At 63.8% G+C, this 25,796-nt stretch carries 24 protein-coding genes; 13 read left to right on the forward strand and 11 right to left on the reverse strand.

The features are described from left to right. Positions 1–6 precede the first annotated feature (6 nt). Genes xdhB through puuE form a run of 3 tightly spaced genes read right to left on the reverse strand, consistent with a single transcriptional unit; the run spans position 7 to position 4,782 of the window. The gene (gene xdhB / locus GEV01_RS13425; RefSeq protein ID WP_152805015.1) at positions 7–2,340 is read right to left on the reverse strand and encodes a xanthine dehydrogenase molybdopterin binding subunit; all 2,334 of its coding nucleotides are present in this window, start codon (positions 2,338–2,340) and stop codon (positions 7–9) included. Between the two features lie 11 nt (positions 2,341–2,351). Then, positions 2,352–3,821 (reverse strand): xanthine dehydrogenase small subunit, encoded by a 1,470-nt coding sequence (gene xdhA / locus GEV01_RS13430; RefSeq protein WP_152805017.1) that lies wholly within the window; start codon positions 3,819–3,821, stop codon positions 2,352–2,354. 7 nt (positions 3,822–3,828) lie between these two features. Further along, on the reverse strand, positions 3,829–4,782 hold the full coding sequence (puuE, locus tag GEV01_RS13435; RefSeq protein ID WP_152805019.1) for an allantoinase PuuE: 954 nt from the start codon (positions 4,780–4,782) through the stop codon (positions 3,829–3,831). A gap of 109 nt (positions 4,783–4,891) precedes the next feature. On the opposite strand from puuE, the gene uraH reads away from it, so the two are divergent. The 5 genes from uraH to GEV01_RS13460 all read left to right on the forward strand — a co-directional run bounded on the left by uraH (position 4,892) and on the right by GEV01_RS13460 (position 11,421). Beyond that, on the forward strand, positions 4,892–5,245 hold the full coding sequence (gene uraH, locus GEV01_RS13440; protein ID WP_152805021.1) for a hydroxyisourate hydrolase: 354 nt from the start codon (positions 4,892–4,894) through the stop codon (positions 5,243–5,245). Positions 5,246–5,288: 43 nt separating this feature from the next. Continuing rightward, complete coding sequence (locus tag GEV01_RS13445) at positions 5,289–6,818, forward strand: tetratricopeptide repeat protein (protein WP_152805023.1); 1,530 nt, start codon at positions 5,289–5,291, stop codon at positions 6,816–6,818. Positions 6,819–7,031: 213 nt separating this feature from the next. After that, on the forward strand, positions 7,032–8,321 hold the full coding sequence (locus tag GEV01_RS13450; protein ID WP_043479782.1) for an HlyC/CorC family transporter: 1,290 nt from the start codon (positions 7,032–7,034) through the stop codon (positions 8,319–8,321). Positions 8,322–8,453: 132 nt separating this feature from the next. Next, entirely contained in the window at positions 8,454–10,187 is a 1,734-nt protein-coding gene (gene pilB, locus GEV01_RS13455) for a type IV-A pilus assembly ATPase PilB (protein ID WP_152805025.1), read from the forward strand. 10 nt (positions 10,188–10,197) lie between these two features. Next, positions 10,198–11,421 carry a type II secretion system F family protein gene (locus GEV01_RS13460; protein WP_070267232.1) on the forward strand — a complete coding sequence of 408 codons (1,224 nt, stop codon included), beginning with the start codon at positions 10,198–10,200 and terminating at the stop codon, positions 11,419–11,421. A 6-nt stretch (positions 11,422–11,427) separates the two neighbouring features. On the opposite strand, the gene GEV01_RS13465 is transcribed toward GEV01_RS13460, so the two are convergent. Next, positions 11,428–12,231: a sensor histidine kinase gene (locus GEV01_RS13465; protein WP_152805027.1), complete on the reverse strand. Its 804-nt coding sequence runs from the start codon at positions 12,229–12,231 to the stop codon at positions 11,428–11,430. Positions 12,232–12,406: 175 nt separating this feature from the next. On the opposite strand from GEV01_RS13465, the gene GEV01_RS13470 reads away from it, so the two are divergent. The 4 genes from GEV01_RS13470 (at position 12,407) to yacG (ending at position 14,945) form a co-directional block, all read left to right on the forward strand. Then, positions 12,407–13,282 (forward strand): prepilin peptidase, encoded by an 876-nt coding sequence (locus GEV01_RS13470; protein ID WP_152805029.1) that lies wholly within the window; start codon positions 12,407–12,409, stop codon positions 13,280–13,282. A 6-nt stretch (positions 13,283–13,288) separates the two neighbouring features. Next, the gene (gene coaE, locus GEV01_RS13475; RefSeq protein ID WP_152805031.1) at positions 13,289–13,900 is read left to right on the forward strand and encodes a dephospho-CoA kinase; all 612 of its coding nucleotides are present in this window, start codon (positions 13,289–13,291) and stop codon (positions 13,898–13,900) included. Positions 13,901–14,006: 106 nt separating this feature from the next. Then, positions 14,007–14,762 carry a cell division protein ZapD gene (gene zapD, locus GEV01_RS13480; protein WP_008445477.1) on the forward strand — a complete coding sequence of 252 codons (756 nt, stop codon included), beginning with the start codon at positions 14,007–14,009 and terminating at the stop codon, positions 14,760–14,762. A 9-nt stretch (positions 14,763–14,771) separates the two neighbouring features. Then, entirely contained in the window at positions 14,772–14,945 is a 174-nt protein-coding gene (gene yacG / locus GEV01_RS13485; RefSeq protein WP_152805033.1) for a DNA gyrase inhibitor YacG, read from the forward strand. A 7-nt stretch (positions 14,946–14,952) separates the two neighbouring features. On the opposite strand, the gene GEV01_RS13490 is transcribed toward yacG, so the two are convergent. The 5 genes from GEV01_RS13490 to argJ form a co-directional block, all read right to left on the reverse strand. Then, a complete protein-coding gene (locus GEV01_RS13490; protein WP_152805036.1) occupies positions 14,953–15,840 on the reverse strand; it encodes a DUF3667 domain-containing protein in 888 nt (295 codons plus the stop codon). 65 nt (positions 15,841–15,905) lie between these two features. Continuing rightward, positions 15,906–16,352, reverse strand: coding sequence for an anti-sigma factor (locus GEV01_RS13495; RefSeq protein ID WP_152805037.1), 447 nt, complete (start codon positions 16,350–16,352; stop codon positions 15,906–15,908). Continuing rightward, a complete protein-coding gene (locus GEV01_RS13500; protein WP_152805039.1) occupies positions 16,352–16,768 on the reverse strand; it encodes an NUDIX domain-containing protein in 417 nt (138 codons plus the stop codon). The genes GEV01_RS13495 and GEV01_RS13500 overlap by 1 nt, the downstream gene beginning before the upstream one ends. Further along, positions 16,765–17,637, reverse strand: coding sequence for an ATP-binding protein (locus tag GEV01_RS13505; RefSeq protein ID WP_070267226.1), 873 nt, complete (start codon positions 17,635–17,637; stop codon positions 16,765–16,767). The genes GEV01_RS13500 and GEV01_RS13505 overlap by 4 nt, the downstream gene beginning before the upstream one ends. Position 17,638: 1 nt before the next feature. Next, positions 17,639–18,877 carry a bifunctional glutamate N-acetyltransferase/amino-acid acetyltransferase ArgJ gene (gene argJ / locus GEV01_RS13510; RefSeq protein ID WP_008445468.1) on the reverse strand — a complete coding sequence of 413 codons (1,239 nt, stop codon included), beginning with the start codon at positions 18,875–18,877 and terminating at the stop codon, positions 17,639–17,641. 381 nt (positions 18,878–19,258) lie between these two features. Here argJ and GEV01_RS13515 point away from each other — a divergent pair, with 381 nt between their 5' ends. From GEV01_RS13515 to GEV01_RS13525, 3 genes are read left to right on the forward strand one after another with little or no spacing between them, the layout of a single operon-like run. Then, positions 19,259–20,473 carry a porin gene (locus tag GEV01_RS13515; RefSeq protein WP_152805041.1) on the forward strand — a complete coding sequence of 405 codons (1,215 nt, stop codon included), beginning with the start codon at positions 19,259–19,261 and terminating at the stop codon, positions 20,471–20,473. A 14-nt stretch (positions 20,474–20,487) separates the two neighbouring features. Then, on the forward strand, positions 20,488–20,889 hold the full coding sequence (locus GEV01_RS13520; RefSeq protein ID WP_152805043.1) for a type 2 periplasmic-binding domain-containing protein: 402 nt from the start codon (positions 20,488–20,490) through the stop codon (positions 20,887–20,889). A gap of 50 nt (positions 20,890–20,939) precedes the next feature. Further along, complete coding sequence (locus tag GEV01_RS13525) at positions 20,940–22,940, forward strand: sensor histidine kinase (protein WP_152805045.1); 2,001 nt, start codon at positions 20,940–20,942, stop codon at positions 22,938–22,940. Between the two features lie 9 nt (positions 22,941–22,949). On the opposite strand, the gene GEV01_RS13530 is transcribed toward GEV01_RS13525, so the two are convergent. Beyond that, positions 22,950–23,702, reverse strand: coding sequence for a LytR/AlgR family response regulator transcription factor (locus tag GEV01_RS13530; protein ID WP_152805048.1), 753 nt, complete (start codon positions 23,700–23,702; stop codon positions 22,950–22,952). 5 nt (positions 23,703–23,707) lie between these two features. Next, the gene (locus tag GEV01_RS13535) at positions 23,708–24,820 is read right to left on the reverse strand and encodes a sensor histidine kinase (RefSeq protein ID WP_152805049.1); all 1,113 of its coding nucleotides are present in this window, start codon (positions 24,818–24,820) and stop codon (positions 23,708–23,710) included. Positions 24,821–25,038: 218 nt separating this feature from the next. On the opposite strand from GEV01_RS13535, the gene GEV01_RS13540 reads away from it, so the two are divergent. After that, complete coding sequence (locus GEV01_RS13540) at positions 25,039–25,593, forward strand: PEP-CTERM sorting domain-containing protein (protein ID WP_152805051.1); 555 nt, start codon at positions 25,039–25,041, stop codon at positions 25,591–25,593. Positions 25,594–25,796 lie beyond the last annotated feature (203 nt).

The raw sequence follows: 25,796 nt of genomic DNA on the forward strand, positions 1-25,796 counted from the left end.
ATATCCTCAAGCCGCCATTTCCACGACGGCCACGGCGCGCAGGATTTCCTCGCTGGTGGCAGGAGCATTCAGCGGTGGATTCACGCGATGTCCGCCGACGCTGGAAATCGCATCGCGTATCGCAAAGAACACCGAGAACGGCAGCAGCAGCGGCGGCTCGCCGACGGCCTTGGAGCGGTGGATGCTGTCCTCGACGTTGCCGTTGTCGAACAGCCGCACGCGGAAGTCCTCAGGGCAGTCGGACACGCCGGGAATCTTGTACGTCGACGGCGCATGCGTCATCAGCTTGCCGGCCGGGTTCCACCACAACTGCTCGGTGGTCAGCCAGCCCATGCCCTGTATGAACGCGCCTTCCACCTGCCCCAGATCGATGGCGGGATTGAGCGAACGGCCCGCGTCGTACAAAGCGTCGGCGCGCAGCAGCTTCCATTCGCCGGTCAGCGTATCGACCACCACTTCGGACACGGCGGCGCCATAAGCGTAGTAGGAGAACGGATGACCGTTCATCGTCTTCGGATCCCAGTGCAGTCCAGGCGTGGCATAGAAGCCGTCGGACCACAGCTGCACCCGCGCCAGATAAGCCTTCTGCACCAGTTCAGGGAACGGCACCACATGGCCATTCACGTGCACGGCGTTGTCGAAGAACTGCACCGGTACGCCATCCTCCTCGCCATACAGCTTGATGGCGAAGGCGGTCAGGCGTTCGCGGATCTGGCGCGCGGCATCCTGCGCCGCCTTGCCGTTCAGGTCCGCGCCGGTGGAAGCTGCCGTCGCAGACGTGTTGGCGACCTTGCTGGTGTCGGTGGCGGTGGCGCGCACGTGATCCAGGTCCAGGCCCAGTTCATGCGCCACCACCTGCATCACCTTGGTGTTGATGCCCTGCCCCATCTCCGTGCCGCCGTGATTGACCAGCACCGAACCGTCCACATACACATGCACCAGCGCGCCCGCCTGGTTCAGGTGCGTGACGTTGAAGGCGATGCCGAACTTCAGCGGCGTCAGCGCCAACCCTTTCTTCAGCACGGGACTGGTGGCGTTGTAGGCTTCGACGGCGGCGCGGCGCGTGCGGTATTCGCTGGACTGCTCCAGCTCCGCCGTCAGCGCCTCGATCACGTTGTCGACGATCTCCTGGCCGTAGGGCGTGACATTGCGCTCCGTCTTGCCGTAGAAATTCAGACGTCGGATATCGAGCGCGTCGCGGCCCAGGTTGCGGGCGATTTCGTCGATGATGTACTCGATCGCAATCGCGCCCTGCGGGCCGCCGAAGCCACGGAAGGCAGTATTCGATTGCGTGTTGGTTTTGCCGCAGCCGGCGCGAATGTCCACGTCCGACAGGTAGTAGGCATTGTCGAAGTGGCAGACCGCGCGCGTCGCCACGGGGCCGGACAAGTCGGCCGAGAAGCCGGCGCGCAAGGTCATGTCCACCTTGGCGGCGACGATTTTTCCGCTGTCGTCGTAGCCGACTTCGTACTCGTAGAAGAAGCAGTGACGCTTGCCGGTGACGAGCATGTCGTCATCGCGGTCGGCGCGCAGCTTGACCGGACGGCGCAACTTGGCCGCAGCGATGCTGGCCGACGCCGCCCACAGGGCCGACTGCGATTCCTTGCCGCCGAAACCACCGCCCATGCGGCGGCACTCGACCAGCACCTTGTGCGCATGCACGCCCAGCGCATGGGCGACCACGTGCTGCATCTCGCTTGGATGCTGGGTCGAGCATTGCACCAGCATGCCGTTATCTTCCTTCGGGATCGCGTAGGCGATCTGGCCTTCCAGGTAGAACTGCTCCTGGCCGCCGACGAACAGCTGGCCCTTGACCACATTGGGCGCGCTTTCGAACGCTGCCTGATAATCGCCGCGCTTGAGGTGCATCGGCGGCAGCACATACGACTGCGCCGCCTTGGCTTCCTGCGGCGTGAAGATGGCCGGCAGTTCGTCGTAGGCGATCACTGCGCGGCGAGCGGCGCGGCGGGCATTGTCGTGCGTATCCGCGACGACGATGAAGATCGGCTGGCCGACATACATCACCTCGCCCGCGCTCAGGATAGGATCGTCATGGATGATCGGGCCGCAATCGTTGGTGCCGACAATATCTTCGGCGGTGTAGACCGCCATCACGCCGGGCGAATTGCGTACCGGCGTCAAGTCCATTGCATTGATGCGCGCATGCGCCTTGGACGACAGGCCCAGCGCCGCGTGCAGCGTGCCTTGCAGTTCCGGGATATCGTCGGTGTAGGTGGCTTGTCCGAGCACGTGCAGCTCGGCCGATTCGTGCGGACGGGCGACGCCGACCGCCTTCCACGCCTGCGCAGCAAGCAGCGAGGGAGCGACTGGTTGATTCATGATGGCTCCTTTCAAGCGCGGCAGGCGAAGGCGTTGACGGCATCGGCCGCCAGCGGCGCGTCGGCGCGGGTTTCGAACCAAAAGCGGCGCAGCAGATTCTGCGCCGTTTGCATGCGGTAGGTGCTGGAGGCGCGCATGTCCGACAGCGGCGCGAAATCCTGCGCCAGCATGTCCATCGCCACACGCAGATTGGCTTCGTTCCAGCGCAGGCCGTTCAACGCGGCTTCCGCTCGCGGTGCACGGCGCGGCGTGGCGGCCATGCCGCCGAAAGCGATGCGAGCATCGACGACCAGATCGCCATCGAGCTTGAACGCGAAGGCCGCGCAGACGGCCGAGATATCCTGGTCGAAGCGCTTGGCCAGCTTGTAGGTGCGGAACTGCACGCCCTCGCGCGGCAGCGGCACGCGCACGGCGGCCACGAATTCGTCGGGCCGCATATCCTTTTTCTGATAATCGAGATAGAACGCTTCCAGCGGCATCACGCGCTCGCCGGCCGGGCCGCGCAGCACCACTTCGCTGCCGACGGCGATCATCCACGGCATCGAATCGCCGATCGGCGAACCGTTGGCGACGTTGCCGCCCAGCGTGCCGGCGTTACGGATCGGCAGCGACGCGAAGCGCTGCCACATCTCGCTCAATTGCGACGGATACAGGCGGCACAAGGCTTCGTACGCATCGTTGAGCGTAACGCCCGCGCCGATGTGCAGCATGCCGTCCGCTTCAACGACGGTTTGCAGCGCGCTCACGTGGCCGAGATAAATGATGTCGCCCAGATCGCGCATCTGCTTCGTCACCCACAGGCCGACGTCGGTGGAACCCGACAGCAGCGTGGCTTTCGGATGCGCGGCGCGCAGCGCCACCAGCTCGTCCAATGTGCGCGGCGCATGGAAGCTTTGGCCGTGCGCGGTGTAGCTGCTGCCGGCATCGCGCTGCAATGCGCGCAGCTGCGCGGCCAGCGCGGCGCGGTCGAAGCCGGCCTTCGGCAGTTCGGTCATGCGGTGCGCGGCGTCGATGATGGGACGGTATCCGGTGCAGCGGCACAGATTACCGGACAGGCAATCGTCTATCTCCTTGCGCTGTGCGGGCTGGCCGTCCTTGTCGAGGTACATGCCCCACAGCGACATGACAAAGCCCGGCGTACAGAAGCCGCATTGCGAGCCGTGGCATTCCACCATCGCCTGCTGCACCGGGTGCAGCGTGCCGTCGGGCTGCTGCAGGTCTTCCACGGTGAACAAGGCTTTGCCGTCCAGCGTGGGCGCGAACTGGATGCAGGAGTTCACGGCCTTCATCTCCAACTGGCCGGCGGCGTTCAGGCTGCCGACCACCACGGTGCAGGCGCCGCAATCGCCTTCGGCGCAGCCTTCCTTGGTGCCGGTGCAATGCAGATCCTCGCGCAGGTGCTGGAGCACGGTGCGCGTAGGTGCGGCGCCGGAGATTTCCTGTACTGCGCCACGGTAGTAAAAGCGTATCGGTTCGGACATCGTGACCTCAGCCTGCGTATGGATGGGTTTTGCGCCAGTGCTCGGCGATATCGATGCGGCGGGTGATCCACACATTATCGTGCTTTTGCACGTAATCGAGGAAGCGCGCCAGCGCCGCGGCGCGCGCCGGGCGGCCGACGATGCGGCAGTGCAGACCGATCGACAGCATCTTCGGCTGGTTCAAGCCGGCCGGGTCGCCCTCGGCGTACAACACGTCGAAGGCGTCCTTCAGGTAGTCGAAGAACTGCGTGCCCGAGTTGAAGCCTTGCGCGGCGGCGAAGCGCATATCGTTGGTGTCCAGCGTGTACGGCACGATCAGTTGCGGCGCGGTGGCTGCATTGCCGCCGGCGTCCGTGTAATCGACCTTTTGCCAGAACGGCAGGTCGTCGCTGTAGTTATCGGCGTCGTAGCGGAAGCCGCCGTGTTCCACCACCAGGCGCTTGGTCTGCGGCGAATCGCGGCCGGTGTACCAGCCCTGCGGCGCGCTGCCGGTCAGCTCGCGGATGATCTGCACCGCTTCCTTCATGTGGGCACGCTCGGTGGCTTCGTCCATGTTCTGGTAGGTGATCCAGCGCAGGCCGTGGCAGGCGATTTCGTGGCCGAGTTCCTGGAAGGCGGCAACCGCCTCCGGGTGGCGCTTGAGCGCCATCGCTACGCCGAAGACCGTCAACGGCAGCTTGCGTTCCTCGAACATGCGCAGCAATCGCCACAGGCCGGCGCGCGAGCCGTACTCGTAGATCGATTCCATGCTCATGTGGCGGTTGCTGAAGGAGGCGGCGCCGATGATCTCGGACAGGAAAGTCTCGGAGCCGGCATCGCCGTGCAGCACATTGTTTTCGCCGCCCTCTTCGTAGTTCAGGACGAATTGCAGGGCCACGCGGGCACGGTTGGGCCACTGGGCGTGAGGCGGCTTCGGGCCGTAGCCGATCAGGTCGCGCGGGTAGTTGTCGTAGTTGGTCATGGCGCTGGCTAGTCTATGAGGAATATATCTGCAATCATATATGCGTAGAACGGCATCGGTATATGATTTGTCCAATAGATACTTATTACCTACCGATATAGGACTTACCATGGGCAAGCTTAGTACACACGTTCTCGATATCACTGTCGGCAAACCTGGCGTCGGCGTCAAGGTGGCTTTGTACGCCGTCACGGCGCAGGGCCGCGAGTTGCTGAAAACCGACGTCACCAACGCCGACGGCCGCTGCGCCGTGCCGCTGCTTGAAGGCGACACCATGAAGCCGGGCAAGTACGAGCTGGTGTTCGGCGCCGGCGCCTACTTCGCGGCGCAGGGCGTGGACTTGCCTGAGCCGCGCTTCATCGACGAGGTGACGCTGGCTTTCGGCATCGCCAGCGCGGACCAGAACTACCACGTGCCGCTGGTCGTCTCGCCGTGGGCGTATTCGACCTATCGCGGCAGCTGATTTTCAGCCGTTCGGGTGCCGCATCGGCTAAGATGCGCGCACCATGAATGAATCCACTTCAGCGCTGACCGCGTCCTTTCTGCAACAAGCCGTCGAACTGCACCAGCAGGGACGGCTTCAGCCTGCACAAGCCCTGTACCGCCAGGTGTTGGAACTTGAACCGCGCCAGTTCGATGCACTGCATCTGCTGGGCGTGATCGCGCGCCAGCAAGGCGACGCACAGACGGCCATCGCGCTGATCTCGCAGGCCATCGAAGTCGATGGCGCGCAAGCCAAGGCGCACTGCAATCTGGGTGTGGCGCTGCTCGACGCCGGCCGCGCCGACGAGGCACTGGCCAGCCATGAACGCGCCATCGCTTTGCAGGAAAACTACGCCATGGCCTGGAGCAATCGCGGCAACGCGCTGCTCCGGCTTGGGCGGCTCGACGAAGCGCTGCTCAGTTATCAGCGCGCGCTGGCTATCCAACCCTCCTATGCCGAAGCCCACTGCAACCGTGCCATCGTGCTGCAAGATCAGGGGCGCTACCTGGACGCGTTGAGCGCGGCCGAAGACGCCCTGCGTATCAAGGACCGCTACGCCGACGCCTGGTTCGCGCGCGGCAACGCGCTGTACTGCCTGCGCATCCTGCCGGAGGCGATTGAGAGCTTCGACCGAGCCATCCATCTCCGGCCGCAATGGGCCGAGGCTTACAACGGCCAGGGCGCGGTCTTGCAGCGGCTGGGCATCTTCGATGCGGCGCTGGACAGTTATGACCAGGCGCTGGCACTCAAGCCGGACTACGCGCTGGCTCACTACGCACGCGGCAACACGCTGCGCTCGATGCAGCGCAACGAGGAAGCCGTCGCCGCCTATCGCGCCGCGCTGGCGCATGGCGACAATCCCGAAACCATCGCCTTCGCGCTAGCCTCGGTGGGCGCGGGCGAGACGCCTGCCGTGCTACCGCAGGAATACGTGCGCTCGCTGTTCGACCAGTACGCGAATCACTTCGACCAGCATCTGGTGGAAGTGCTGGACTACCAGACGCCGTCCTATCTGGATGGGCTGATACGCCGCACGATAGCCGCCGATACGCTGGAAAATAGCCTGGACACACTGGACCTTGGCTGCGGCACGGGCCTGTGCGGCCCGTATCTGCGGGCATACTCACGCAGCCTGGCGGGCATCGACCTGTCGCAGCAGATGCTGGACAAGGCGGCCGAACGCGGCCTGTACGACACGCTGGCCTGCGCCGACCTGGTCTCCTACCTGTCCAGCCACGATGGCGACTGCGACCTGGCGGTAGCAGCCGACGTCTTCGTCTACATCGGCGACCTGGCGCCGGTCTTCGCGGCCGTGCACCGCGCGCTGCGCGACGGCGGCCACTTCTGCTTCTCGGTGGAAGCTGGCGAAGGCGCCGACTACACCCTGCGCCCATCGAACCGCTACGCCCACACACAGCAATACATAGAACGCCTGGCCGCCGCCACGGGTTTCCGGGTGAAGGCCGCCGAACCCCTAACCGCCCGCCAGGAAAACGGCGCCCCCACCGCCGCATTGGCCGTCATGCTGCAAAAACCCTGGGGTCAAGTCTGACATTCGGACACGAACTCAGCACTAGGCTAGCCCTACGGCCGGGCTCGTGTCCGAATGTCAGACTTGACCCCCAGTTAAAATAGGCAAACTTGCATCGGCGGCGGGCTTGCCTTAGAATTCGAAGCTCTGTGGCTGCGTTTTGGGCCATGCCGTCTGGGCCGGTGCAGTGATCAGGCCGACCAGTTTCCCATGCAAGATTCTTTACGGTGACTCTTGGATACCGTGCCGTTTTGGGCGCAACTTCTTGCGCTCGCTCTCCTGATACTGTGCTCGGCCTTCTTCGCCATGGCCGAAACCGCGCTGATGGCGGCCAATCGCTATCGCCTGCGCCATATGGCCAAGCGTGGCAGCCGCCGCGCCATCACCACCCTGTGGCTGCTCGACCGCACCGATAAGCTGCTGTCGCTGGTCCTCATCGCCAATACCCTGATCAACGCCATGGCCACCGCGCTGGTGACGGCCATCGCCATCCAGTCCTTCGGCCATGACGACAACGTCATCACCATCTCCACCGGCGTGGTCGCCTTCCTGCTGATCGTGTTCGCCGAGATCTCGCCCAAGGTCATCGGCGCCACCTTCCCGGAAAAAATCGCCCTGCCCACCAGCATGGTGCTGAAACCGCTGATGGCGCTGGCCAAGCCGGTGATCTGGTTCGTCAACCTGTTCGTCACGCTGGTGCTCAAGCTGTTCCGCATCAAGGCCGGCGCCCACGCGCACGATGCCCGCCTGTCGCCGGAAGAGCTGCGCTCCATCGTGCTCGAAGGCGGCAACTTCATCCCGCAAAAACACAAAAGCATCCTGCTCAACCTGTTCGACCTGGAAACCATCTCGGTCGAGGACATCATGACGCCGCGCTCGCAGATCGAGGCGCTGAACCTGGAACTGACGGTCGAGGAAATCAAGCGCGAGCTGACCACCTGCTACCACAACAAGCTGCCCGTCTACGAAGGCGAGATCAACCGCATCATCGGCATCCTGCACGTGCGCAAGGCCGTGGCGCTGCTGAACCAGGAAGACGAACTGACCGTCGAACACTTCCGCGAACTGCTGACCACGCCCTACTTCATCCCGCAGGACACCGGCGTCTTCACCCAGCTCCAGTACTTCCAGGAGAACAAGGAACGCCTGGGCATCATCGTCGACGAATACGGCGAGGTGCAGGGCCTGGTCACGCTGGACGATATCATCGAGGAAATGATCGGTGAATTTACGACATCGATGCCCGGCGCGGCCCGCGCCGACAGCTTCGGCTGGTCCGAACAGGGCGAGTGCCTGCTGGAAGGCTCGACCGCGCTGCGCGACATCAACAAGCGCCTCGGCCTGGCCTTCCCGCTGGACGGCCCCAAGACGCTGAACGGCCTGATGCTGGAGCTGTTGCAGGAAATACCAGACGCGCCGATCAGCATCAAAGTTGCCAACTGCATCATCGAAGTGGTCCAGGTGCACGACCAGGCGATCAAAGTCGTCAAATTGATACGCCCCTCCGGAAAGCGCGTCCACTAAACCGCGCACTGCTGCGGCAAACGCAACAGTGGGGAGTACAATCGTTTCCGTGGGAGGACAAACGGCTTTACAAATATGATGCCTGAGAGCATCATTCCGTGATCCAGCCCCCTCCATCCAGCAGACGCATCTATGGCAGCAGTCCTACCGAACGCCGCGCCAGGCGCCCCGATGCCGGGGCTGGCGAGGGCATTGATGCAAGCCGGCCGCCTCTCCGCGGCCCAGGCCGACATGCTGCAAAAAAAAGCCGTCACCGACAAGCACGCCTTCATCGATGTGCTGCTGGCCAGCGGCGCCATCGACGCCCGCGCGCTTGCCATGTTCTGCTCCGAAACCTTCGCCTATCCGATGATGGATGTGCAGGCGCTCAACATCGATGCGCTGCCGGCCAAGATCATCGACAACAAGCTGATGCAGGCGCAGCGCGTGATCGCGCTGGCCAAGCGCGGCAACAAGATGTCGGTGGCGATATCCGACCCGACCAATACCCAGGCGCTGGACCAGATCAAGTTCCAGACCGAATCCACGGTCGAACCGGTCATCGTCGCCCATGACGCGCTGCTGCAACTGCTGGCGCGGCTCAACAAGGACAGCGAGCAGGCCATCAACGACCTCGGCGGCGACGAATCGGACATCCAGTTCGCCGAGGAAGAAGCCCCGGCCGCCGACGCCGCCGCCGATCCCGGCGCCAACGATGTCGAGGACGCCCCGGTGGTGCGCTTCCTGAACAAGATGCTGATGGACGCCGTCAACATGGGCGCCTCGGACTTGCACTTCGAACCGTTCGAAAAATTCTACCGCGTGCGCTTCCGCGTCGACGGCGTGCTGATGGAGCATGCCCAGCCGCCGATCTCGATCAAGGAAAAACTGGTGTCGCGCATCAAGGTGCTGGCCAAGCTGGACATCTCGGAAAAGCGCATCCCGCAGGATGGCCGCATGCGCCTGATCGTGTCGCCGACCAAGACCATCGACCTGCGCATCTCCACGCTGCCGACCTTGTTCGGCGAGAAAACCGTGATGCGTATCCTCGACGCCACCCAGGCGCAGATGGGCATCGACGCGCTCGGCTACGACCCGGACCAGAAGGAGCTGCTGCTCGACGCCATCCAGCGCCCCTACGGCATGGTGCTGGTGACGGGGCCGACCGGCTCGGGCAAGACGGTGTCGCTGTACACCTGCCTGAACGTCATCAACAAGCCGGGCATCAACATTTCCACCGCCGAAGACCCGGCCGAGATCAACCTGCCCGGCGTGAACCAGGTCAACGTCAACGACCGCGCCGGCCTGACCTTCCCGGTGGCGCTGAAGTCCTTCCTGCGCCAGGATCCGGACATCATCATGGTCGGCGAGATCCGCGACCTGGAAACGGCCGACATCGCCATCAAGGCGGCGCAGACCGGGCACATGGTGTTCTCCACGCTGCACACCAACGACGCGCCGTCGACGCTGACGCGCTTGATGAACATGGGCGTGGCGCCGTTCAACATCGCCTCGTCGGTGATCCTGATTACCGCGCAGCGCCTGGCGCGGCGGCTGTGCACCTGCAAGCAGCCGGTGGAGATCTCCAACGAGCTGCTGCTCAAGGCCGGCTTCAAGGCGCATGAGCTGGACGGCAGCTGGAAGCCCTACGGCCCGGTCGGCTGCGAGCGCTGCAACGGCGGCGGCTACAAGGGCCGGGTCGGCATCTACCAGATCATGCCGATCAGCCCCGCCATTGAGAGCATCATTCTGGCGCACGGCAACTCGATGGAGATCGCCGCCAAATCGGAAGAGGAAGGCGTGAAGTCGCTGCGCCAGTCCGGCCTGGTGAAGGTCAGGAACGGCCTGACCAGCCTGGAAGAAGTGCTCGGCTGTACCAACGAATAGGACATAACCCATGGCGACTTCTGGCAACGCGGGCAACCAGGTCAAGGAATCGATCTTCGCCTGGGAGGGCAAGGACAAGAGCGGCAAGACGGTGCGCGGCGAGCTGCGCGCCGGCGGCGAGGCCGTGGTCAACGTGACCCTGCGCCGCCAGGGCATCATGGTGACGAAGGTTAAGAAAAAAGCCTACCGCAGCGGCAAGAAGATCACCGACAAGGATATCTCGCTGTTCACGCGCCAGCTGGCGACGATGATGAAGGCCGGCGTGCCGCTGCTGCAATCGTTCGACATCGTCGGCAAGGGCCACTCCAATCCCTCGGTATCCAAGCTGGTGATGGACTTGCGCGCCGATATCGAGACCGGCACCAGCCTGAACCAGGCGTTCCGCAAGTTCCCGCTGTACTTCGATCCGCTGTTCTGCAACCTGGTGGGCGCGGGCGAACAGGCCGGTATCCTGGAAGACCTGCTGACGCGGCTGGCGATCTACAAGGAAAAGACGCTGGCCATGAAGGCCAAGATCAAGTCGGCGCTGATGTATCCGGTGTCCATCCTGGCGGTAGCCTTCATCGTCACGGCGGTGATCATGATCTGGGTGGTGCCGGCGTTCAAGGAAGTGTTCAAGAGCTTCGGCGCCAACCTGCCGGCGCCGACGCTGTTCGTGATGGCGCTGTCGGAATTCTTCGTGGCCTGGTGGTATCTGATTTTCGGCGGCATCTTCGGCGCCATCTACTTCTTCTTCCGAGCGTGGCAGCGTTCGCTGCAAATGCAGCGCTTCATGGACCGCCTGCTGCTGCGCCTGCCGGTGTTCGGCGACGTCATCCGCAAAGCCACCATCGCCCGCTGGACCCGCACGCTGGCCACCATGTTCGCCGCCGGCGTGCCGCTGGTGGAATCGCTCGACTCGGTGGGCGGCGCGGCCGGCAACGCGGTCTACCTGGACGCCACCCGCAAGATCCAGAACGAGGTCAGCACCGGCACCAGCCTGACGGTGGCGATGCAGAGCGCCGACGTGTTCCCGAACATGGTGACGCAGATGGTCGCCATCGGCGAAGAATCCGGCTCGCTGGACGCCATGCTGGGCAAGGTGGCCGACTTCTACGAGGAAGAAGTGGACGAAGCCGTCGCCTCGCTGTCGAGCCTGATGGAACCGGCCATCATGGTCATCCTGGGCGTGCTGATCGGCGGCCTGGTGGTGGCGATGTACCTGCCTATCTTCAAGCTCGGTTCGGTGGTCTAGCGGGCTTCAGCCCACATTGTCGGCGCGGCCCAGCCAGGTCGCCAGCCGGCGCTGCCAACCGGCGCGGTTCGGCTGCTGGTAGCACACCCGCGCGGGGACTTTGAGGATCACCTCGGTCCCCTGCTCTTCCAGGCTCAACACTTCGACGCTGCCGCCCAGCAGCTCGGCGCGCGCGCGCATCGCCGCCACGCCGCGGTAGCCGGACGGCGGCCGCAGCGCCATGCCCTTGCCGTCGTCGCGCACGTACAGCGAGAAAAATTCGCAGCCATACACCAGCTCCAGCTCGATCTGCGCGGCGCCCGCGTGCTGAAAGGCGTTGTACAGCGCCTCGCGCACGATGCGGTAGATTTCCTCGCTCAGTTCAGCCTTCAACGGCACCGGCGCGGCGCTGACGATCAGGTGGAATCCGGTATTGAAACTCTGCTGCAGCGACTGCCCCAGCGCCGCGAACGCCTGGCTCAGGTTGTCGCCGCGCACCGCCGGCACGCGCAGCGCGAGGATGCGCTGGCGGCCCTCGGCCAGCGTCTCGTCGGCCTGGTCGAGTATGGTTTCGATGGTGGCGCGCTCGGCGCTGCCGTCCGGCAGCCGGTGGCCCACGCCCTGGAAGCGCAGGATCATGCCCTGCATATTTTGCAGCAGCATGTCCTGCAAGGCATAGGCGGCCTGCTCGCGCTCGGCCATCCGCGCCAGCCGGTGCTGGTGGCGGCGTTCGGCGCCGCGCAGGCAGGCCAGCAGCACGCCGCCCAGCGCCAGGCACGCCAGCAACAGGCCCGATAACAACAGCAGCGGGGTCGGGGTAAGAGAGGACAATCGCGGACTCGGTGGCGAAAGATGGCAGGTTCTCCACCTTGCCACACTCTCCGCGGCCTTCCCATATCCCCAAGGAGGGTCTTGACGGCGGTCGCGCACGCTGAAAAACCGTCCCGCAATGTTGCTGTAATGCTTTAATATGGGCCTCTGTGATCATCTACCGGCCCGACCTGCCATGCCTGAACCGACCCTGTTGTTTGCGCCCGCCGGCGACCTCGCCATCAGCCTGATCGCCGGCCTGTTCGGCCTGCTGTTCGGCAGCTTCCTGAACGTGGTGATCCACCGCCTGCCGAAAATGATGCAGCGCGAGTCGGACAACTACTGCGCCGTCGAAGCCGGCAAGGACGAGCCGCACACCGAGCGCTACAACCTGGTCGTGCCGCGCTCGGCCTGCCCGCACTGCAATCACCAGATCGGCGCGCTGGAAAACATCCCGGTGGTCAGCTACCTGGTCCTGCGCGGCAAGTGCAGCAGCTGCAAGGCGCCGATCTCGCCGCGCTACCCGGCCATCGAACTGCTGACCGGCGCGCTGACGGTGGCCGTGGTCTGGCATTACGGCAGCGGCTGGCAAGGACTGGGCGGTCTGTTCTTCCTGTACTCGCTGATCGCCATGACCTTCATCGACGCCGACACCCAGCTGCTGCCGGACGACCTGACCTATCCGCTGATCTGGGCCGGGCTGCTGCTCAACGTCAACCACACCTATGTATCGCTGCAGGACTCGGTGATCGGCGCGGCGGCCGGCTACCTGGCGCTGTGGAGCGTGTATTGGGCGTATAAACTCGTGCGCGGGCGCGAAGGCATGGGCTACGGCGACTTCAAGCTGCTGGCCGCGCTGGGCGCGTGGATGGGCTGGGCGATGCTGCCGGCCATCGTGCTGATGTCGTCGCTGGTGGGCTCGGTGGTCGGCATCGTGCTGATGATCGTCAACCGCAAGGGCCTGGAGTACCAGATCCCGTTCGGCCCCTATCTGGCGGCGGCCGGCCTGATCGCCTTCCTGTACGGCGAGCCCATCATGGCCTTTACCCGTTCCGTCTATCCCTATTTCTAAGTCCCGATGAACAGCACACTGCCCTTCTCCATCGGCCTGACCGGCGGCATCGGCAGCGGCAAGAGCACGGTGGCCGACCTGTTCGCCGCGCGCGGCGCCAGCATTGTCGACACCGACCAGATCGCCCACAGCCTGACGGCGCCCGGCGGCGCGGCCATGCCGGCCATCGTCGCCGAGTTCGGCGCCGAGTTCGCCGACGCCAACGGCGCGCTCGACCGCGCCCGCATGCGCGCGCTGGTGTTTGCCGATCCCGGCGCCAAGATCCGGCTGGAAGCCATCCTGCACCCGCGCATCCGCGACACCGCGCTGGCCGCGGCCGAGGCGGCCACCGGCAGCTATGTGATGTTCGCCGTGCCGCTGCTGGTCGAATCGGGCAGCTGGCGTGCGCGGGTAACGCGCGTGCTGGCGGTAGACTGCCCGGAGGAAGTGCAAATTGCCCGCGTCATGGCGCGTAACAATTTGCCGGAAACGCAAGTCCGCGCCATCATGGCGACGCAGGCGAGCCGCCAGCAGCGCCTGGCCGCGGCGGACGACATTATCGAAAACGGCGGCGGGATCGAGGCTTTGGAGCCCCAAATCGCCCGCCTGCACGATTTATATTTGCAAATGCGGTCGTAATTTCGAAAAGAACGGTGACAATACTCTCGCAACGTTTGTAATTTTGCTTGGCTTGCTTCAAAATCACGGGAATTAATCGCAAGTCCACCTACAGAGGGATGTTATTTTGATTGTCTACGAATATCCTTTCAACGAGCGCATCCGCACGTTGTTGCGATTAGAGGATCTGTACGAGAAATTCAAGTTCTTTGTGCATCAAGAACATCCTATGCAGCACCACGTCGCACTGGCGACCATCTTCGACATGCTGGAGGTGGCCGGCCGCGCCGACTTGAAATCCGACCTGTTGCAAGAACTGGAACGCCAGCGCCAATCGCTGCTGGGCTACCGCATGAACCCGAACGTCCAGGCGGAAACGCTGGACGCCATCTTGGCCGAGCTGGACGGCGTGAGCAGCGCCTTGGTCGCGGCCCAGGGCAAGACCGGCCAGAACGTGCGCGACAACGAGTGGCTGATGAGCATACGCGGCCGCACCATCATTCCCGGCGGCGCCTGCGAATTCGACTTGCCGTCCTACTACGCCTGGCAAAAGCGCCCGGCCGAGCAGCGCTTCAACGACATCGCCACCTGGTTCGCGCCGCTGGCGCCGCTGTTCGACGCGCTGGGCCTGGTGCTGCGCCTGCTGCGCGATTCCGGCGGCCCGGTCAAGATGATCGCCGTGGCCGGCAGTTATCAGCAGATGTTGCAGGGCAAGGTCTACCAGATGCTGCGTTTGACGCTGGACGAATCGCTGGGCGCGATCCCGGAGATCTCGGCCAACAAGTACATGTTGTGGGTGCGTTTCACCTCGCAGGGCGGCGACTTGAAACCCAAGCCGCTGGAAGATGATGTACCATTCGAGCTCACCCTCTGTAACTTCTAAAGATAGATCATGGCCACCGTAGTTGACTGCCCTACCTGCTCCGCCAAAGTGGAGTGGAAGGAAGAAAATAAGTATCGCCCGTTCTGCTCGGAACGCTGCAAACAAATCGATCTCGGCGCCTGGGCCGAGGAAAAGTACACCATCCCCGCCGCGCCGCCAGTCGACCCGAACGACGAAGAGTAAGCCCGGCTCACATCAGGGAAATAAAGAAGGCGATCAGGCTCATCAGCAGGAAAGCCTTCACTTCCAGATACACCAACGCTCCCCAGCGCACCGCCAGCACCAGCCAGCTGCCGCCGTACATACGGCGCATGGCGAACATCATGTACACCGCCAGCGCCAGCAGGGCTATCGGTGCGGCATACTCCGTCACTTCCGCCAGCAGCATCCAGGCCAGGAAATCCAGCAGGGCGAAGGTCTGCAGGTGCATCGAAAATACCAGATGCTCGCCATAGCGCCAGCCGGTCCCCGCATTGAGCAGCTTGAGGAAGAGCGCGACCACTGGAATCAGGCACAGTATCAGCGTCGGCCCGAGCTTCAGCCAGTTATGCCACAAGACACTGCTCTTTTTTTCCTCAGGCAGCGCCTCGTACTCGTCCAGATGTGTGCGAAATGTCGGGCTCAACCGCTCAAACACCGCCACCGTCAGTTTCGTCGTCAACGGCTTTTCCGAAGGCTTCGCATCCTGCGTTTGCGCCGTGGCCGGTTTGCTCTCATGCTGATTGTTTTCGACCAGGTGGGTCTGCAGCTTCAGCGCGCCGAACACCAGCATCGACACCGTCAACAGCAGGCGCAGCGGATCGATATGGCGCATGCGGCGGCCGCAGATGAAATCGACCGTCAGTTGGCCCGGACGCCGAAGCAGATCGCCAAAGGTGCGCCACAGCTTGCTTTCCGCAGCGATGAAATGGCCGATGAAGTGATGGATGAATTCGCCCGCCGAAGCCACATGCACATGGCTGCTCTGGCCGCACCGGCTGCAATACTTGCCGTCTACCGGGGCGGCGCAATCGTGGCAGGAACCCGCGTGGCGCGGACGTACTTCATGGGCTTGCGGGCCAAGACTGAACAATTTCATTGACGAGCGGGATCGGGAAACAGGCAGCCATCATAGGCAGAGCGGCAAACTTAGTCAAACAACAATTACTGTCGCGGCTTGACTGCTTGGCCTGCGTACAACACCGGCCCTGTCGGCGAGGACGAACCGGTTGCCGGTTCCAGCGTGATCGCGAAGTGCATGCCGGCTTGCAGCGGCGGCAGCTGGTCCAGCGATAGTTTGGACTGGCGGTCCTGCTCCAGCAAACCCAGCGACACGGACGCGCCGCCGTCCGGTGCGGACAGCCACAGTTGCAACGCCTTGCGGTTGGCGACGACGGTATCGTGCAAGGGCGTCAGCGTCAATTGGCGCTCCGCGCTCACCAGCGCCACCCAGGCGGCGCTGTTATCCTGCGGCGCCGACAGCACCGCCATCCAGGCCGGACCCGGCGGCTCCGGGCGCAGCACCAGCAGCGCGCCCAGGCCCACGCAGCCAGCCAGCGCGACGCCGGCCAAGCCGCGCCAGGCGCCGACGCTATGCCACCAGCGCGCCATCACGATCCGTAACGCACCATGTCCAGCCACTCCAGCAGCGGAATGGTGGCCGGCAGCAGCGGTTCGACGCCGACCGCACCCTGCCAGGCAAAGGCCTGGCCTTCCAGGCTTTGCGGCTCGCCACTCCAGTCGCGGCTGATGAAGAAATGCAGCCGCACGTGCGCGTGCTCGTACACATGCTCGATGCCGCACCACTCCTCGGCGCTGTTGATGGTCAGGCCCAGCTCTTCGACGAACTCGCGCTTGAGCGCCTCCAGCACCGTCTCGCCCGGATCGACTTTACCGCCGGGGAATTCCCAATAACCTTCGTACGGCTTGCCGGCCGGGCGCTGGCCCAGCAGCACGTCGCCATTCGGCTTCATCAGGATACCGACCGAGACATCGACCGGTTTGACCTTCACTTCGGCGCCGCTCATGCCTGCTTCCCCGCGAAGTCCTTGGCGAACTGCCAGGCCACGCGGCCCGAACGCGAGCCGCGCTGCAAGGCCCAGCGCAATGCATCGGCGCGCGAGGCTTCAATCTGCGCCTCGCTGCAACCCAGCGACGACAGCCAGTGGCCGACGATGGCCAGGTAGTCGTCCTGCTTGAACGGATAAAAAGTCAGCCACAGGCCGAAGCGCTCGGACAGCGAAATCTTCTCTTCCACCGTCTCGCCCGGATGCAGATCGCCATCCTCGTCGTGCTTGTAGCTCATGTTGTCGGACATACGCTCCGGCATCAGGTGGCGGCGGTTGGAGGTGGCGTAGATCAGCACATTGTCCGACTGCGCCGAGATGCTGCCGTCCAGCGCCACCTTCAGCGCCTTGTAGCCGCTCTCCCCTTCCTCGAACGACAGGTCGTCGCAGAAGATGATGAAGCGCTCCGGCCGGCCCGCCACGATGTCGACGATGTCGGGCAGCTCGGCCAGGTCGGCCTTATCAACCTCAATCAGGCGCAGGCCGTCCTTGCCGAACTGGTTCAGACAAGCCTTGATCAGCGAGGACTTGCCGGTGCCGCGCGCGCCGGTCAACAGCACGTTGTTGGCCGGCTTGCCCTGCACGAACTGGCGGGTGTTCTGCTCGATCTGCTCTTTCTGCGGGCCGATGTGCTGCAAGTCGTCCAGCGCGATCGGCGACACATGGGCCACCGCTTGCAGATAACTGGCGCCGCCGCCATTGCGCTTGCGCCAGCGGAAAGCAAAGCCCAGCTTCCAGTCCGGCTCGCGCGGCGCCTGCGGCAGCACCGCCTCCACGCGCGCCAGCAAGGCTTCGGCGCGCACCAGGAATTGTTCGAGAGGCGTCGCCATCTTAGGAACGGTAGTCGGCGTTGATGCTCACGTAGTCGTGCGACAGGTCGCAGGTGTAGACGGTGGCCGCAGCCGCGCCGCGCGCCAGCTTCACGCGCACCAGGATCTCGCTCTGCTTCATCACGCGCTGGCCGTCTTCTTCCTTGTAGTCCGGATTGCGGCCGCCGTTCTTGGCGACCCACACATCGTCCAGGTACAGATTGAGTTTGCTGACATCGAGGTCGTCGACACCGGCGTAGCCGATGGCGGCCAGGATGCGGCCCAGGTTAGGGTCGGAAGCGAAGAAGGCGGTCTTGACCAGCGGCGAGTGGCCGATCGAGTAGGCGATCTTGCGGCACTCTTCCACACTGGCGCCGTCTTCCACGGTGATGGTGATGAACTTGGTCGCGCCCTCACCGTCGCGCACGATGGCCTGCGCCAGGAACAGCGACAGCTCGGTCACGGCGGCCGCCAGTTGGGCGTATTCAGGCGTATCGACCGAGGTGATTTCCAGCGAACCGGCGCCGGTGGCGATCAGCATGAAGGAATCGTTGGTCGAGGTGTCGCCATCGATGGTGATGCAGTTGAACGACTTGTCGGCCACCTGCTTGACCAGCACGTCCAGCACCGGCTGCGCCACCTTGGCGTCGAACGCCAGGTAGCCCAGCATGGTCGCCATGTTCGGCTTGATCATGCCGGCGCCCTTGCTGATGCCACTCATGGTGACGGTGTGGCCGCCGATGGTGACGGTGCGCGAACCGGCTTTCGGCTGCGTGTCGGTGGTCATGATGGCTTCGGCGGCGTTGTACCAGTTGTCGGCCTTCAGGCCGGCCACGGCTTGCGGCAGGCCGGCGATGACTTTGGCGGCCGGCAGCGGCTCCAGGATCACGCCAGTGGAAAACGGCAGGATCTGCGAGGCGTCGCAGCCCAGCTGCGCGGCCAGCGCGGCGCAAGTTTCATTGGCCAGCGACAGACCCAGTTCGCCGGTGCCGGCGTTGGCGTTGCCGGTGTTGATCAGCAGCGCGGCGATCGGCTTGCCGCTTTCCTTGGCCGCCGCCAGGTGGGCCTTGGCGATCTGCACCGGCGCGGCGCAGAAGCGGTTCAGCGTGAACACGCCGGACACGGTGGCGGTCGGCGCCACTTTCATCACCAGCACGTCCTTGCGGTTCGGCTTTTTGATACCGGCTTCGGCAAAGCCGATTTCGATGCCGGCTACAGGCTTCAGTGCGGAGGCGACGGGCAGAGGGGAATTGACGGCCATATGAGTGTTCTCGTGAGTGGAAAGTGGGAGCCGCTATTGTAATACCTGACGGCCAAATTGGCGCATCGCATCATAGCCACCAATAGTTATAAATCCATCGATTTTCCCCAAGGCATGCTTTAAGCTCAAATTTGCTCAAAAAGCACTAGAAGGATGTCATACAACCCCATGAATTTGTTGGGAAAATCACGAAATTCAGCGCAAAAACGACAAGATTTTAGAACGTTCGATCTAATTTCTAAAAAACAATTTCATGCCGTACGGAAATTAGTTTAAGGTGTAGCCCGAATGCCGCATCCCCGCATGTCACGAGACAAAACAGGCGACACGATCGTCGATAGCAGTAAAAAACCAGACAACAAATCTAAGGAAACAGACCACATGAAAAAGCAACTTCTAGTAGCTGCCGTATTTGCCGCCACCGCCGCCATGCAGGCACAGGCAGGCACCATGGGCGACGAGAACCTGAGCATCAGCGGCTTCGGCACGTTGGGCGTCGCCAAGAGCAACACCGACCAAGCCCAATTCGCCCGCTACAACCAGGCTGAAGGCGTGTCCGACAAGGCCAAGATCGGCCTCGACACCAACCTGGGCCTGCAAGCGACCTACAAGATCAACGACTGGCTGTCCGGCACCGCGCAGATCCTGACCCGCAAGAACACCAGCCCGACCTTCACCACCGACCTGACCTGGGCCTTCCTGAAAGCCCGCATCAACGACGAGACCAGCGTGCGCGTTGGCCGCGTGGTGCTGCCGACCTTCCTGATCTCGGACTACCAGAACGTTGGCTACGCCAACACCATGATGCGTCCTCCGATTGAAATGTACGGCCAGGCTCCGATCGAAAACGTCGACGGCGCGGACATCAACTACCAGCACGCCTTCGGCGACATCAACTTCACCACCCAGGCCTTCGTCGGCGTCAGCCGCGGCAAGCTGTTCGTGCCTACCGGCGCCGGTTCGGTCGCCACCTACCGCGCACCAGCGGCCGGCATCAGCTTCACCGGCGAATACGGTCCCTTCCTGGTCCGCGTCGGCCACGCCCGCGCCGACATGAAGATCAACGACCTGGCCCCGATCAACAGCCTGACCGGCACGCTGACCCAGTTCGGCTTCACCCAGCTGGCCAACGACCTCGGTCTGACCACCGGCAAGAAGATCGCCTTCACCTCGATCGGCGGCACCATGGACTGGAACAACATCGTCGTCCAGACCGAATACGCACAGCGCCGCGCCAAGGAAGCCGTCTACATCCCGGACACCAACGCCTGGTACACCATGGTCGGCTACCGCGTCGGCAAAGTACTGCCTTACTACTCGCACGCTTCCTACAAGGACGCCGGCAGCTCGGTCACGCCGCCTGCGGCCCTGCCGAAGAACAGCCCACTGGGCGCAGCCGTCTACGGCCTGCTGCCATCGCCGGAACAGACCTCGGACCTGATCGGCGTGCGTTGGGACTTCGCCAAATCGATGGCCCTGAAAGTACAAATCGACCGCGTCAAGCCTAAGACCAAAGCCGGCTCGCTGATCTTCGTGCAGCCTGGCTTCAACAACAACGTCACCGTCGTCGCCGCAGCGGTCGATTTCGTCTTCTAATTCCGGAGTCCACAATGAAAAAAATCATTATCGCTGCATTGCTGTCGTCGCTGGCCGCGGCCGGCGCATCGGCGGAGACCGTTGTCATCGTCAGCCAGAAGAACCCGGCGACCCGCATGTTCTCGGAACAGGCTTCGCAATTCTTCCTGGGTAAATCCAACCTGTTCACGCCGGTCGACCAGGCCGAAGGTTCGCACATCCGCGCCGACTTCTACCAGAAGGTCGCGGAGAAGGATCCCGCACAGGTAAAGGCGCTGTGGTCCAAGCTGGTGTTTACCGGCAAAGCCACGCCACCGAAGGAATACCCGAACAACACCGAGGTGAAGAAAGCAGTTGCTGCCGATCCTAAGGCGATCGGTTATATTGACAAGTCGGCAGTAGACGACACCGTCAAAGTGATTCTGACCCTGCCTTAACTTCCAGGTAGCCCCGTGCTCTCCTGGCTATGCCCTGAGGAGAGCACGTTTTGAGTCTATCGCTGCGCGCGAAATTTCTGCTGCTGAGCGCCGTCATCCAGGCGCTGGTGGTTGGCCTGCTGATCTGGAACAGCCTGCGCCTGATGAACCACGCCGTCAGCACCAACGCCGAACGCGTCGCCCAAGAGTACGCGGTCACGCTCAATCTCTCCCTCAGTCCCTACGCCACGCGCGGCCGCCTGCCCGAACTGACCGGCTATCTGGCCGAAATGCTGGCCGATCCCGACGACAGTTTTCTGCGCTACCTGGTCATCCTCGACCAGGACGAAAAGCCCATCATCGAAGCCGGCAAGCGCGACATGCCCCTGCCCGAGATCCTGCGGCAAGGCGGCGGCACCAGTTTCAAAGGCGTACGCACCATCATCGAAGACAGCACGCTGCACGCGCGCTCGCCGCTGCTGCTGCGCGATAACCGCGTCGGCTCGATCAATTTCGGCCTCACCACCAAGGACTTGAAGCAGGCCCGCGACGAGGTGATGCTGCAGGGCGGCGTGATCTCGCTGGTCGGCCTGGCGCTGGGCGTGGTGCTGTTCTACGCCTTCACCCACGGCATCGGACGGCGCCTCAGCGCGCTGACCGGCCAGTCGCACCAGATGACGCTGGGCGATTACAGCAAGGCGCTGCCGGTCGAAGGCGACGACGAAATCGCCGTCTTCACGCGCGCGCTCAACGCCATGAGCGCGGCGCTGCGCGAGCGCATCGACCAGCTGGAACAATCGCAAAAGCGGCTGTCGGAATCGGAGGCGCGCTTCAAGACCCTGTTCGACATGGCGCCGCTGCCGCTGACGGTGTCGGACCGCGACGGCCGCATCGTCGCCGCCAACCGCGCCGTCACGCACACCTTCGGCGCCGGCGCGGCCAAGTTGATCGGCAAGCGCAGCGACGAGGTGCCGTTCTGGGCCAGCACGCTGGAGCGCGACCGCATCTGGAAAATGTACCAGACCGACGGCGCGGTGCACGGCGCCATCGCCGGCGTGCTGCTGCCGGACGGCAGCGTAGGCAGCGTGGCGATCTGGTCGTCTTCGCTGACGCTGGACGGCAACGACTCCATCATCTGGGCGCTGCTGGACCTGACCGAGGAACTCAACGCCAAGCGTGAGCTGAAGGACTTGAACGTATCGCTGGAGACCCGCGTGCGCGACCGTTCGGCCGCGCTGGAACGCGCCAACGCCGACCTGAGTGCCGCGCTGGAGACCCTGCAGCGCACGCAGGACGAACTGCTGGCGGCGGAGAAGATGGCGTCGCTCGGATCGCTGGTGGCCGGCATCGCGCACGAACTCAATACGCCGATCGGCAACAGCCTGCTGGCCTCCACCGCGCTGCGCGACCGCGTGGTGGAATTCGACAAGCATGTGGCGGCGGGCGCGCTGCGGCGTTCGGAGCTGACCGCGCATCTGGAAGAAGTGCGCATGGCCAGCCAGCTGATATCCGGCTCGCTGCACAAGGCGGCGGAGCTGATCTCGTCCTTCAAGCAGATCGCCGTCGACCAGACCAACGACCAGCGCCGCGAATTCGACATGCTCTCGGCGGTGCACGACACCATGGCCACCTACATGCCGCGCCTGCGCCGCGCCGAATGCGAAGTGGTGATGCAGATACCCGAGCACCTGATTTTCGATTCCTATCCGGGCGCGCTGTACCAGGTCTTGAACAACCTGGTGAACAACACGCTGACCCACGCTTTCGAGCACCAAAAGGGCGGCACCATCACCGTGCGCGCGGAGACGGTGGACGACGACATCGTCGAGCTGATGTTCAGCGACGACGGCGCCGGCATGCCGGAAGACGTGTTGCGGCGCGTGTTCGATCCCTTCTTCACGACCAAGATGGGCCAGGGCGGCACGGGGTTGGGGATGAACATCGTCTACAACATCGTCACCGGCGTGCTGGGTGGACGCATCACCATCGACTCGGCTCCGGGCGTGGGGACGGCGGTGCGCATGCTGCTGCCGCGCGTGGCGCCGCAGCGCGAGCCTGCGCGCCAGGCGTAGGTACAGGCCCTAGGCTTCGGCCAGGCGGGCGCGCACCGGCTCCACATGGCGCTCGCTGACGGCGACAGTATCGCCGCAGCGCAGCGCCAGCAGATAGCTGCCATCGCCCACCACGGACAGCGTGGCGCACTGCTCCGCCGCGACGATGGCGCGGCGATGCACGCGAATGAAGCGAGCAGGATCGAGATGTTCCTCAAGGCGGCTGAGCGGGATGCGGTACAACACGCAGCGCTTGGCGAGGTGCAGCTTGACGTAGTTGCCGTCCGCCTCCATCCACTGCACATCCTCCAGCCGTATGCATTCGATGCGCCCGATCGAGCGCACGCTGACCTGTTGCCAGTAGCCGGAAGGCGGGGCGACATAGGCCCGCAGCGCCGGCGCGAAGCCCGCCAGCTGGCGTTGCGCCAGCATCGCTGCGGCGCGCTCCAGCGTCTGCGCCAGCCGTGCATCGTCGAAGGGCTTGAGCAGGTAGTCCATCGCGTGCACTTCGAACGCCTCTATCGCGTAGACGTTGTAGGCAGTGACGAACACGATCAGCGGCGGTTCCGCCATCGCACTCAGGCTGCGCGCCAGGTCGATGCCCGATTCCCTGGGCATCTGCACATCCAGGAAAACCAAATCCACTTCCTGCTGCGCCAGCAGCTCGCGCGCGGCGGCGGCGCTGGCGCATTCGGCCACCACCTGCCACTGCGGATGCCGCGCCAGCGCGTAGCGCAGGTTGATGCGGCCCGGTTCCTCGTCATCGACCAGCAAGACGCGCATCGCTGTCACTCCTGTGCGTGGAAAGGCATACGGATCTCGACTTCAAAGCGGCCGTCGCGCGCGGCGCTGTGCAGCGAGGCCGCGCCGCGATAAGCCAGCTGCAAGCGCGCCCGCGTGTTGGCCAGCCCAAGCCCGAGGCCGGGATTGGGCGTGGCGCCCGCCGTTACTGGATTGCTGATGCTGATGTGCAGCTGCCCGCCGTCGCGCTGCACGGTGATGCGGATGTCGCTCTGCCCTTCGTGGCAATCCAGGTCGTGGCGCAGGGCGTTCTCGATCAGCGGTTGCAGCAGCAGCGGCGGACAATCGCCGCCCTGCACATCGCCTACGTCCATTGCCACCTGCAAGCGCGCCTTGTAGCGCAGGCGCTGCAAGGCCAGATAGTCGCCGACGAAGGCCAACTCCTCGCCGACCGTGACCCAATCGCGACTGCTGGCCGTGAGTGCGTAGCGCAGCAGGTCGCTCAGGCGATTGATGCCGTTCAGCGCCAGGTCGCCATCGCTGGTGCGCACCAGCGCGCTGATCGCGTTCAGGGCGTTGAAGATGAAATGCGGCTCCAGCTGCGCGCGCAAGGCCAGCATGCGCTGGCGCTCCAGTTCGAGGTTGAGATTCAGATTGTCGGTCAGCGCCTGCTGCCACGCCCGGTCCCGCGCCTGGCTGCCGCGCCAGATGCAGGCCGCGGCGACTGCGGTGAAGGTACCGGTGGTCCAGGCGAATTCGAGGAATACATCAAACCCGTGCGGCGTGATGAACAACTGCCAGACGTGTGCCAGGTCCAGCGGCTGATCGGCGCGCGCCGCGTCCAGCACCGCCAGATAGAACATCTGCAGCGGCACGAAGATGAACAGCACCAGCCCGTAGCTGCGGGCGATGGCGCGCGCGCTGGCGGTCAGCGCGGGCCAGCGGCGGAAGATCAGGTACAGGCTGACGCTGAGCGTGAGCATCAACGCGTGATTCAAATCCCAGTTCAGCAGCACGCGGCCATAGCTCCGGGTGCCGCCCTGGCGCAGCACGTCGCTGTAGACGCCGGCCGCGCCAACCGCGCACAGCACGCCCCAGACCAGCAGGTTGACCAGCAAGGTGTTGCGCGCTTCGCGCCATGTAAGGGAGGGTTGATCCATGACGGCGAGTATATCAGTCGCCTGCATGGTCAAAATGCGCTGCGGCGGGGCATCGTCACGGCATTCCGGGCGCTCATCACAAAGGCGACCCGCTCGCCTGAAGCCGGCAAGAGTATTTTTATCATGTGTCACTTTAACAACCAATAATGCAATTATTGATGTGAAGATAGCAATGATAGTTAATTAATTTCTCTTCCCTTACATCATAAAGGCTTCCCATGACCATTAGTTTACTCTCCCGCGTCCTGCTCGGCGCCGGCACCCTCCTCGCGTTGGCAGGCAACGCCCATGCCGTCACCCAGTACCTCGTCAATCAGCAAGAAGGCGCGGCCTCGATCACCGGTTACATCACCACCAACGGCAGCGTGGGCAACATCGGCTCTGGCGATATGCTGGACTGGAATCTGGTCCTCAATGACGGTATCAGCAGCTTTACCTTGAACCATGGCAACTCCCAGATATATGGCCCGTCGAGCTGGATCGCATCGAGCACCGATCTGTCGTTCGACTTCTCCGGCACAGGCAAAATGGCCCTGTTCCAGAATCCTAACATCGGTTCGGGCCGGAACTATTGGTGCCTGGACTCGTCCAGCGGCGGCTGCGGCGGCGCCTACTCGGCGTCCGACTGGAGAGTCAACGGCGCCCTGGTCGTGCACCAGTACATCGGCGTGCAGTCGATCGCCCACGCGGTACCGGAACCAGCCACCTACGCCATGCTCGGTGCCGGCCTGGGCCTGCTCGGCTTCGCAGCGCGCCGCCGCAAACAGGCTTGATTTAAGCCTGCCCAGATCTGGCGGTTGCTGAAGCGGCGCGTCATGCGCGCCACCATCAGCGTGGACACCGCCACCGCCACGCCGAAGACCGGCCAGCCCCCCCCAGGGCGCTGGCCGAGGCACGCTGAGCGACACCATCTTCCGCAACACGCCCACAACGATTGAGCGCGAGGCAAGCCCGGCGGCGCTACACGGCTTCGCCG

The organism is Rugamonas rivuli, assembly GCF_009380165.1.
In the GTDB taxonomy this organism is placed as follows: domain Bacteria; phylum Pseudomonadota; class Gammaproteobacteria; order Burkholderiales; family Burkholderiaceae_D; genus Rugamonas; species Rugamonas rivuli.